Consider the following 10,120-nt stretch of genomic DNA (forward strand, 5'->3'; position numbering starts at 1 on the left):
GTTGTTTATGATAATTTACTGATTACTTTAGACGATCAATATAATGTCTGCCTATACAAGTCAACCGCCTCATTTTACGGGTAACTTTAATATATGCTTGAATATTCAATGTGGGTGAATAAATCAAAACAAATCAACACGGACATACGTCCTGTACTAAACAAACAATTATAGTAATGATGCTAAATTGATAGTAATTTTATAAAGGCTTAGTTATGGAAAAGGTATTTCACTTAGGGTTATGTATTGACGATCTTAAAGGTGCAAAACTGGCTATTGTTCCGGGCGATCCGGATCGTGCTGCACGTATTTCGCAATTTTTAGATAACCCAACTTGCCTGGCTAAAACGCGTGAATTTCATGTTTATTTAGGTGAGCTTAATGGCCATTCTGTGGTTATATGCTCTACCGGTATTGGCGGTCCATCGACGTCGATTGCCGTTGAAGAATTAGCCCAACTTGGCGTGCACAGCTTTTTGCGTATTGGTACTACTGGCGCAATTCAACCACACATTAACGAAGGCGATATTTTAATTAGCCAAGCCTCTGTGCGTTTAGATGGTGCAAGCCAGCATTTTGCGCCGCTTAGCTACCCTGCGGTATCTGACTTTTTTGCTACCCAAGCTATGGTTAAAGCCTGTGAAAACCTTAATATCGATTTTCATATTGGTATTACTGCATCAAGCGACACATTTTACCCAGGGCAAGAGCGTTACGATACACACTCTGGTTATGTGCCAAAGTCGTTACAAGGCAGCTGCGAAGAGTGGCAAAAATTGGGGGTGATGAACTACGAAATGGAATCGGCAACCTTATTTACTATGTGTGCGGCACTTGGTTTACAAGCAGCGTGCGTAGCCGGTGTATTAGTTAATCGTACTCGCCAAGAAATTCCTAATGTTGACCACGGCGAAATTGAAAGAAAATCAGTTGCGGTAGTATTAGAAGCCGCTAAAGTACTGCTCGCTAAGTAACAGTACTTTTTAGTGTGTCAGTTTGCCAAGTTACTCACTTAATGGCGCACTAATTAGCTCAAGTGGTGGCAAGTTTACAAAGCTTGCTAACACTGCTTGAGCCACTCCTGCTTGGTTTTCATGACCAGCGGTTTCTAACAGTGTTATTCCCTTTACGGTATGTTGATCAAAACTCAAACCAGCTAAAAACAACTGACTTAATGCACTTTGCAATGGCGATAAGCTAGGGCTGTATGCAGCGTTTTCTGCGTAACTGCCATAAAAGTCACCGTTGTTAAACGTAGTGATTTTTACTGCGCTGTAGTTTTGGCTATACGGTACATAAGCTGCTAACGCATAGGCTGCCAGCTGTTGCTCTACTTCTGTATTATTAAATGAGCGAGCCTGCGGGGCTGGATTAAATAAGCTGTACTGATTGCCTAAATCGGTGGGGCCAAACGAATGCGGTAACAAGTCTGCAAGTTTAAATTGCTGCTCGGGCAGTAAAATATCAAATTCACGCGCATCAGCTAATTCGTTCATAAATTGGCGGCAATAACCACAAGGTGCGTCACTAATCGCTATTTTTAGTATTTTTTTCGCGCCATTTAACCAAGCATTATTAATTGCAGACTGCTCTGCGTGCACCACTAAACTAAGTGCTTGGCGGTTAAACTCGGCATTAGCACCAAAGTAAAAATTAACCTCGCCGCTTTCATCAAGTGCTTTAACGATTGCACCTACATGAAAGTTCGATATGGGTGCTACCGCAAACTCAGACGCTAAAGGCACTAAACCTTGTAATAAGGCGTCGTTTGTTACATTAAGTTGCGCGCATAGTTGGTTAATATTATTTGCGTTTAAAATACCGCGCTGGGTTTTTAATTGGCTACGTAAAGCCTGTGTTTGCGCTACGCTTAAAGAGATGTGGGTATTACTTAGTGCGGTGTTTGCTTGTACTAAAAAGGTTGCAGAAGCCATAATATAATTTTTTTATTCAATGGCTAAGTAGTTTAAAAGGTTAGCGCATAAAATGCCAGCGCATATGCATAAAATAAGGGGTTACGGCGCTGCGCAATCCCCTTATTTTTATTTAGCCATTAACCAGTATTGCGCATACCTGCTGCTATGCCGGTCATGGTGATCATTAACGCGTTATCTATATCGCCTTCACTGCCGTTGTCGCTTGACCGCGCACGGCGAAGTAACTCTACCTGCAACACATTAAGCGGATCGGTATAAGGGTTACGCAGCGCAATTGACTCTTTGATCCATGGCTGATCGGCCAATAAGCTTTTTTGCGGGCTAAGCGACTGTACTAAACTAATCGCTTCAGCGAGCTCTTTGCGCAAGGTAACACCAAGTGGTTTGTACATATCTTCCACCAGCGCGTTATCGTAATGCTCACTTAACCAGCTGTCGGCCTTACTAAATACCATTTCGAGCATTTCTAGGCGCGATCTAAAAAATGGCCATTGTAAGCTCATTTCTTGCAAGGTTTCAACGCCGTATTTTGCCAAGGCCGCTTGTAATCCTGTTAATGCGCCTAACCACGCAGGTAACATTAAACGATTTTGGCTCCATGCAAAAATCCATGGTATTGCCCGCAAACTTTCGACCCCACCTGTAGGGTTTCGTTTTGCAGGGCGCGAGCCAAGCGGCAGTTTAGAAAGCTCAAGCTCTGGGGTTGCCATTCTAAAATAAGGTACAAAGTCTTCATCGTGGCGTACCACGTTACGATAATGCTCACACGACTCTTCGCTGATCAAAGCCATTACTTCGCGCCATTGTGGTTTAGGCTCTGGCGGTGGTAATAAATTACTTTGCAGTACAGCGCCGGCGTAAATATTTAAGCTTTGTAGCGCAACATCGGGTAAACCAAATTTAAAGCGGATCATCTCGCCTTGCTCAGTTACTCGCAAACCACCTTTTAATGACCCCGGTGGTTGTGAATGTAGGGCTTGTGCAGCAGGTGCGCCACCTCGCCCTACCGTACCGCCACGGCCATGAAATAACACCAGCTCTATGCCGCGTTTGTCGGCCAATTGCACTAGCTTATCCATTGCTTCGTACTGCGCCCAACCAGCTGCCATCATACCGGCGTCTTTTGCTGAGTCTGAGTAACCTATCATGACGTTTTGGGTATTGTTAATTTGGCCTCTGTACCAGTCATTATCCAACAAAGTAGTAATAACATTGTGGCCATCATTTAAATCATCTAAGGTTTCAAATAACGGCGCAACCGGTAATTTAAAGCTACAACCACTTTCTTTTAACAGCAATTGTACCGCTAAAATATCGGAGGCTGTGCGCGCCATCGAAATAATATATAAGCCAAATGTTTGCTCGTCTTGCTGTGCAATCACGTCAAAGGTGTCGAGTACTTCTTGTACCTCTGGGCTTGGCTGCCAACGCTTAGGTATTAGCGGCCTGCGCGAGTTAAGCTCAGTGAGTAAAAAGGCTTGTTTGTCTTGCTCTTGCCATTGGTTGTAATCGCCCAAACCTAAGTAACGCGTAAGCTCTGAAAACACATCACCATGGCGCGATGAATCTTGGCGTACATCTAATTTAGCTAACCGCAAACCAAAACTATTAATACGATGTAATACATCCAGTAATAGGCCATCAGCAACTACTTTCATATTGCATTTTAATAGCGAGCGATAGCACACCTCAATTGGATGTTTTATTTGGTTTATATCGGTAATTAAGTCTTGGGCTTCGCTGCGCTGATTTTTTATTTTTGCCCCTAAATGCATTACGGTTTCTAACACTTGGTTTTTAAGTGTTTTAATCACGCAGCGATAAGGTTCAAATTCTTGCCCCGCAAGGGCTATCAGCTCATCACTAGCATCAGACATCGACAGCTCTGTACTTAGCGTTTCTAAATCGCGGCCATATAAGTCCAGTGCCATCCAACGACCATGATCAAGCACCTCTTTGGTTACTTGTGCGGTTACATAAGGGTTACCGTCACGATCTCCGCCCATCCACGAGGTAAACTCTATTGGGCTGTAGTTTGTTGGTAACTCTAAGCTTAAATGCTCTTTTACATGCTTGCTAAACTCACGTAAAAAACGCGGCACTGCATGCCACAAGCTATTTTCAATCACCGCGTAGCCCCATTTTGCTTCATCAACAGGGGTGGGTCGCGAGCGACGAATATCGTCGGTGTGCCATGCTTGGCTAATTAACTGCGCAATACGATTTAAAATAGCCTCGCGCTCTTGTGCTAAGTTATCAGTTCGCTCCAATGAAGCTAAGCAATCACTTAACTCAACGTGCTTATTAATAATTGTGCGGCGTGTTACTTCTGTAGGGTGCGCGGTTAGCACCAAGTTTATGTGGAGTTTTGAGAGTGTGTCGGCCAAATGATTGTGATTAAGTTGGCCATTATTTGCTTTTGTTGCTAACGTTTTTAATGTTTGAGTGAGAGGATTTAGCTGGCAAAAACCAACATCATTAAAACGCGAAACGGTATGAAACTGCTCGGCAACATTGGCAAGGTTTAAAAAATGATTAAATGAACGGGCAACCGGTAACAGCTCTTCATCGCTGAGCGCATGTAATACTTTTATTAGTGTTTTACGGTCGTTTTCGTTGCCACTGCGAGATGACTTTGATAAAGCCCTTATTTCTTCTACTTTATCTAAAATTGCTTGGCCTTGGGCATCTTTAATTGTTTGCCCTAATAATTGGCCTAGTAAATTTACATTGCCTCGCAAGGCGGCATATTGTTCACTCATTTCTCAGTCTCCTTTGTTTCATGGAGCACTATTAATATCACTATGCGCGGTTATTTAATAGATCCATTTGCAATGGCGTGTCGTAAAAAAGCATATGTAAAATAATTACAAAGCAATAACATGATCATTTTTTACGATGCTAACTGCCCATTGTGTAACGCCGAAATGCAACATTTAAAGCGTGCTGACATTAATAATAAAATAATATTAGAGGACCTTAATGCCACTGACTTTAATACGCGTTTTCCTAATGTAGATAAAAGTATAGCTATGGCGTTATTACACGCAAGAATGCCATCTGGAATAATGATCTATGGCCTTGATGTAACCTACCAAGCATGGAAAACAGTAGGTAAATATCCTTGGTTGAAGATTATTCGCTTGCCCATAATTCGTTTTTTTGCCGATTGCGCATACACTTTTTTTGCTAAGTATCGCCAGCCTATAAGTCGTTTTTTAATGCCAAACTCACAGTGTAAAAATAATCAATGTAAAACCAAAAGTGCAGGTGATAAATGAAAACTATTGTTTTATTTGGCGCAAGTAGCGCAATTGCACAAGCTTATATAGCGTATTTAAATAACCAAGTAACCCAGTACCATATTGTTTGCGTAAGCGCGGGCTCGCGCAATGCACAGTACAATAACCTAAATAATATAACGCAACTGCAAAGCGATTATTCAAAGCAAAGCTTAAACAATGTTACCACTACACTACAAAAACAGCAGGCTGATTTACATCAGGTAATTATTTTTAATGGCCTTTTACATAATCAGCAACACATGCCAGAAAAAAAACTAGAGGACATTAACAGCGATTATTTTAATCAACTATTGCAAGTTAATGCGCTTACACCCCTGCTATGCCTGCAAAGTGTATTACCATTATTAACACCTAAAACCCACTGCACTATTACCGCATTAAGCGCCCGGGTTGGCAGCATAAACGACAATAAACTTGGCGGCTGGTATACCTATCGCGCATCAAAAGCGGCGCTTAATATGTTATTTAAAACTGCTGCCGTAGAGCTGGCAAGGCGCGCTAAAAACACTAAGCTCATTTTATTTCATCCCGGTACTACCGACACTGAGCTGTCTAAGCCTTTTCAAAAAAATGTACCGCCAAACAAGCTTTTTACTCCTGCGTTTGTAGCGCAGCAATTATTTGAACTGACTAACAACAACCCTAATTTAGAACTTAACGGTGAACCCGCCTACCTAGATTGGCAAGGCACTGCTATTTCATGGTAGGTATTTCATGGTAGGTATTTCATGGTAAGTACTTCATAGTAAGGATTTTTTAATGCATTTTACTAAAGCGCGCATTGCAGCACTTGAAAAACACACGCGTACCCACTTTATAAACTCGTTGTCGGGCTTTAAAAGCGCTAACTTAATTGGCACTCAAGACAGCCAAGGCAATACTAACTTATCGATTGTTAGCTCTGTTATTCATTTAGGCGCGCACCCGCCATTAATTGGTATGATAATACGCCCCCATAGCGTTCCCCGTCACACTTTCGAAAATATTTTAGCAACCAGTGTTTATACTATTAATCATGTTAATAGTGCTATTTATCAGCAAGCACATCAAACCTCGGCGCGTTATGATAAAAACGAATCAGAGTTTGCTGCCACCGGTTTAACCCCTGAGTATTTAAATGAATTTAGTGCCCCATTTGTACAACAAAGCCGCTTAAAATATGCGGTAAAATACATTGAACATCAGCATTTAGCAGTCAATGGTACTGAGCTTGTGATTGGCGAAATAATGGACGTATATTTAGATGAAGCGGCACTGCAAAGCGATGGCTTTTTAGACTTACAGGCCATAGATACGGTAGCCATAAGCGGGCTCGATAGCTACCACAGCACTAACAAACTAATGCGCCTGCCTTATGCTAAAAAGTAACCAGGCTGCAAATACATTATTTGTAGCTTTTAATACACTGTAGAGTAATCATGATTGATAAACTGCAATTAATCCCAATATACTCATTATATTCGCTTTACCGCTTTGCCCTAAGGGAAAATAATGAAAACGCTTAAAATTGATATTGTATCGGATGTAATGTGCCCATGGTGCATTATTGGTTATAAAAACCTTGAAAAAGCACTCAGTGAATTACACGGTGAAATAAACGCAGAAATTAGCTGGAAACCGTTTGAGCTTAACCCAAATATGCCGCCTGAAGGCCAAGATCTAAATGAACATTTAACGCAAAAGTACGGCTTAACACCAGAGCAAAGCAAAGATAACCGCCAACGTTTAATAGACGCCGGAAAAGACGCCGACTTCACGTTTAACTTTGACGATAAGCGAATGATAATAAATAGCTTCGATTGCCATCGTTTATTAGCATGGGCTGCCACTTCAAATAAGCAGACCGAGCTAAAACTGGCTTTATTTAAAGCCCACTTTTCTGACTTAGTGAATTTAAACGAGCAACCCGCTTTGCTTGATATTGTTGCAAGTGTTGGCCTTGATACAGACCGTGCTCAAGAAATTTTAGCCGGTGGTGAGTTTTTTCAAGAAGTACGCAGCCAGCAAAGTGACATACAGCAAATGGGTATTACCACAGTGCCTACTTTTATCATAAATGAGCAATACGCCCTTACCGGCGGACAACCTAGCGCTGCATTTGTGCAAGCCTTTAAGCAAATAACTGAAGAAGAAGCACAGCAAAACGCTGAGTAATTAAACTCTGAATTAAAGAATTTAAAAAGGCTGCAATGTGCAGCCTTTTCTTTTCTTTTAATTTAATTTAATTTAAAGTATTAAGCCTGTTAAACTGCATTTAATACATGCATTTAATACATGCACTTAATACATGCACTTAATACATGCACTTAAAGAATATTAAGTACGGTAAAGCACTTTGATCACATGCCAGCCAAATTTAGTTTTAACTAAATGCGGCTCTAAAATAGCGCCATTAAACGCAGTTTTGTCGAACTGTGGCACCATTTGTCCACGTCTAAATTCACCTAAATCGCCACCTTTTTTACCCGACGGACACGACGAATACTTTTTAGCTAAGGTTTGAAATTTTGCACCTTTACCTAATTGCGTAATAATATCTTCTGCAATTTCTTTATGTTTTACCAGTATATGCAGTGCATGCGCTGTATTTGCCATGTGAAAGCCTTGTAATATCGGTTAAATTTAAACGCCGCGATTTTAGCACAGCTAGTTAAATCAGGCAGCTACTATAGTGCTTCATTAATGTGTTGAGTGCGCTGAAAAAAAACCAGCATCGCTTTAGCCTAAAATTATATTTAATCACTAGCGTTATTAGTGCTGTACTGGCTTTTTTTGTAATTTGCGCTGTAATGTACGTCTATGCATATTGAGCTGCCTTGCGGTGCTCGACACATTACCATTATTACTGTGTAGCACTTGCTGAATATGCTCCCACTCTAAACGCTCTGGCGACATAACTGTGGTTGCAATATCTAAGGTTATTGCTGTATCGCGCTCTTGGTTAAGTGCTTTTAGTAAGGTTGCCATATCAACAGGTTTGGTAAGGTAATCGTTGGCTCCTAAGCGCATTGCTTCAACTGCGGTGGCAATACTGGCAAAGCCCGTGAGTAATACAATATGCGCGTGTGTGAGCAAGCTGCGCAGTGGTTTTATTAACGCTAAGCCATTGTCGTTACCTAACTTCATATCTAACAAAATAGTAGCGGGCAAAAACCGCCTTGCACTAAGGAGTGCCTCACTTTGGTTATGTGCTATTTCGCAGTTAAAACCGTATTTAGTTAGCCGCCTTGCCAAGGTACTAGCAAGGTTTATATCATCTTCAATAATTAATATTTTCATCAGTTTGCTCGCTAAAAACAGTTGCTAATTTAACTTTGGCAATTGCACCACACTGGTGGTGGTTATACAAAGTTAGCGAGCCATTTAAACGCTCAAAGGTCACATTAGAAAGCAGCACAGCCAGCCCCATACCATGGTCGCTGGGCATTAATTGCCCACCTAAACTGCTGAGCTGGGTTGCTGAAAAGCCATTCCCAAAGTCGCGAATAAGCAAGTAAACATACTCGCCGCAGTGCTCCTCTTGTTGCCAAGTAAGCTCAAGCACATTTTGGCTTTGTTGCTGATTAGCGGTGGCTGCATTTTGGAGTAAATTTAAAATAGCAGGTAACAACATAGCATCACTGTTTAATATGGCGGTATTAATGCCACCCGTTTGGTTTTTTATAATCCACTTTATTTGTTGATCGGGATATTGCAGCAATAGCGTATCGGTAATTTGCTGTTGTAATTGCGCCGTTGTAATGTGTTGTTGGGTGTTATTAAGGCGCAGCGCAGCTGAGAGCTTTCTAAAACTATCTAATTGTGTAGCGCATTGTTGTAGTGGAGTTTGCATTTGTTGCACTACAAGGTTATTTGGATGATCCTCTAATAACTCTTCAAATAGTAACTGTAAGTTAGCAATTGGTGTAGCAAGCTGATGCGTTATTTGCGCTGCTGCGCCATCCAGCGTTACTAACTGTTCACTGCGTAATTGTTGTTCGCGCACTTGAGCAATAGTGCGTTCGCGCTCTTTTAAGGCGCGGTTCATTGCACCAATCACTAACGCTATTACACTGGCACTCAAAACAAAGTTAATCCACATGCTAATAAAATGGCCGCTCATGTTCATTTGGTGCATGTTATGTTCGGGCATTTTTATCAGTAATACACTATACGCCGCAATGGCTAATACCGCGATATAAGCAAGCCCTTTGCCACTTAGCGTTACCGCTGCAATCATTATTGGCAGCAATAATAACGACACAAATGCATTGGTTGCGCCACCACTGAGTGATAACAAAATAGTTAAAAACAATACGTCGGCGGTTAATTGCATCAGCATGCCCAGCGGTTTTGCTTGGCTTACATTACGATAAGCCAGCACACTCATTAACTGAAACCCCGCTTCTAGAGCGATCACTAACAGTAAGGGCGTTAATGCTATTTGATGATCTAATAAAAAGTACACTATAAGCACAGCAATAAGCTGCACAGCTATGGCACCACTGCGTAACATTAAAAGGCGGCTAATAGCCGGATCGGTGCGAATTAACAAAACACATGTTACCTATTGAATTTTAAGAAAAGCTATTTTAATACTTATGCAATACTTAGTCATCATTCATCGACATTGTAACTAGGTACAAAGTGAAGTATTAAAAGGCCACGGCACTAGGGTTAATAATTATTAAGCTCAATATTTATTGAGCCCATATTAACCCCAGTGCCTTAACAGCAAGTGTGGCTATTGCTTATAAATTAGCCCTGCTTTCATTACAAACTGCACATTTTTAAGCTCTGCAATATTTTTTAGCGGCGAGGCATTAACATTAGGGCGTGTTGATCTTTGTGGTATGAAAAACAAACAGCATGAAGATAAGGTATAATTGAATTCGCCAG

General features: G+C 41.3%; 10 protein-coding genes. 5 read left to right on the top strand and 5 right to left on the bottom strand.

All coding sequences use genetic code 11. The features are described 5' to 3' along the window. Nucleotides 1-215: 215 nt before the first annotated feature. Complete coding sequence (gene udp / locus CIK86_RS18435) at nt 216-974, top strand: uridine phosphorylase (protein ID WP_011329945.1); 759 nt, start codon at nt 216-218, stop codon at nt 972-974. Nucleotides 975-1,004: 30 nt separating this feature from the next. On the opposite strand, the gene cdd is transcribed toward udp, so the two are convergent. Both cdd and ppc read right to left on the bottom strand, forming a co-directional pair. Next, nucleotides 1,005-1,934 carry a cytidine deaminase gene (cdd, locus tag CIK86_RS18440; protein ID WP_086995668.1) on the bottom strand — a complete coding sequence of 310 codons (930 nt, stop codon included), beginning with the start codon at nt 1,932-1,934 and terminating at the stop codon, nt 1,005-1,007. Nucleotides 1,935-2,053: 119 nt separating this feature from the next. Beyond that, on the bottom strand, nt 2,054-4,699 hold the full coding sequence (ppc, locus tag CIK86_RS18445; RefSeq protein WP_086995666.1) for a phosphoenolpyruvate carboxylase: 2,646 nt from the start codon (nt 4,697-4,699) through the stop codon (nt 2,054-2,056). Between the two features lie 120 nt (nt 4,700-4,819). Here ppc and CIK86_RS18450 point away from each other — a divergent pair, with 120 nt between their 5' ends. The 4 genes from CIK86_RS18450 (at nt 4,820) to CIK86_RS18465 (ending at nt 7,396) form a co-directional block, all read left to right on the top strand. Then, the gene (locus CIK86_RS18450; RefSeq protein WP_086995663.1) at nt 4,820-5,218 is read left to right on the top strand and encodes a DUF393 domain-containing protein; all 399 of its coding nucleotides are present in this window, start codon (nt 4,820-4,822) and stop codon (nt 5,216-5,218) included. Further along, a complete protein-coding gene (locus CIK86_RS18455; RefSeq protein WP_086995660.1) occupies nt 5,215-5,949 on the top strand; it encodes an SDR family oxidoreductase in 735 nt (244 codons plus the stop codon). Before CIK86_RS18450 ends, CIK86_RS18455 begins: the two co-directional genes overlap by 4 nt. A gap of 52 nt (nt 5,950-6,001) precedes the next feature. Then, the gene (locus CIK86_RS18460) at nt 6,002-6,610 is read left to right on the top strand and encodes a flavin reductase (protein ID WP_086995657.1); all 609 of its coding nucleotides are present in this window, start codon (nt 6,002-6,004) and stop codon (nt 6,608-6,610) included. A gap of 123 nt (nt 6,611-6,733) precedes the next feature. Further along, the gene (locus CIK86_RS18465) at nt 6,734-7,396 is read left to right on the top strand and encodes a DsbA family oxidoreductase (RefSeq protein WP_086995654.1); all 663 of its coding nucleotides are present in this window, start codon (nt 6,734-6,736) and stop codon (nt 7,394-7,396) included. Nucleotides 7,397-7,558: 162 nt separating this feature from the next. Here the strand turns inward: CIK86_RS18465 and CIK86_RS18470 are convergent, their stop codons facing one another. From CIK86_RS18470 to CIK86_RS18480, 3 genes are all read right to left on the bottom strand, one after another. Next, on the bottom strand, nt 7,559-7,837 hold the full coding sequence (locus CIK86_RS18470) for a peptidylprolyl isomerase (RefSeq protein WP_086995651.1): 279 nt from the start codon (nt 7,835-7,837) through the stop codon (nt 7,559-7,561). A gap of 156 nt (nt 7,838-7,993) precedes the next feature. Continuing rightward, nucleotides 7,994-8,521 carry a response regulator gene (locus CIK86_RS18475; RefSeq protein ID WP_086995648.1) on the bottom strand — a complete coding sequence of 176 codons (528 nt, stop codon included), beginning with the start codon at nt 8,519-8,521 and terminating at the stop codon, nt 7,994-7,996. Continuing rightward, nucleotides 8,502-9,776: a HAMP domain-containing histidine kinase gene (locus tag CIK86_RS18480; RefSeq protein WP_086995645.1), complete on the bottom strand. Its 1,275-nt coding sequence runs from the start codon at nt 9,774-9,776 to the stop codon at nt 8,502-8,504. Before CIK86_RS18480 ends, CIK86_RS18475 begins: the two co-directional genes overlap by 20 nt. Between the last annotated feature and the right edge of the window lie 344 nt (nt 9,777-10,120).

Origin of the sequence: Pseudoalteromonas sp. JB197, assembly GCF_002332205.1 — a bacterium.
Classification (GTDB): domain Bacteria; phylum Pseudomonadota; class Gammaproteobacteria; order Enterobacterales; family Alteromonadaceae; genus Pseudoalteromonas; species Pseudoalteromonas nigrifaciens.

Coding starts and splice junctions, on each gene's coding strand:
- CIK86_RS18455 (WP_086995660.1), top strand. CDS start 5,215: ATGAAAACTATTGTTTTATTTGGCGCAAGTAGCGCAATTGCACAAGCT.
- CIK86_RS18450 (WP_086995663.1), top strand. CDS start 4,820: ATGATCATTTTTTACGATGCTAACTGCCCATTGTGTAACGCCGAAATG.
- ppc (WP_086995666.1), bottom strand. CDS start 4,699: ATGAGTGAACAATATGCCGCCTTGCGAGGCAATGTAAATTTACTAGGC.
- udp (WP_011329945.1), top strand. CDS start 216: ATGGAAAAGGTATTTCACTTAGGGTTATGTATTGACGATCTTAAAGGT.
- CIK86_RS18470 (WP_086995651.1), bottom strand. CDS start 7,837: ATGGCAAATACAGCGCATGCACTGCATATACTGGTAAAACATAAAGAA.
- CIK86_RS18475 (WP_086995648.1), bottom strand. CDS start 8,521: ATGAAAATATTAATTATTGAAGATGATATAAACCTTGCTAGTACCTTG.
- CIK86_RS18465 (WP_086995654.1), top strand. CDS start 6,734: ATGAAAACGCTTAAAATTGATATTGTATCGGATGTAATGTGCCCATGG.
- CIK86_RS18460 (WP_086995657.1), top strand. CDS start 6,002: ATGCATTTTACTAAAGCGCGCATTGCAGCACTTGAAAAACACACGCGT.
- cdd (WP_086995668.1), bottom strand. CDS start 1,934: ATGGCTTCTGCAACCTTTTTAGTACAAGCAAACACCGCACTAAGTAAT.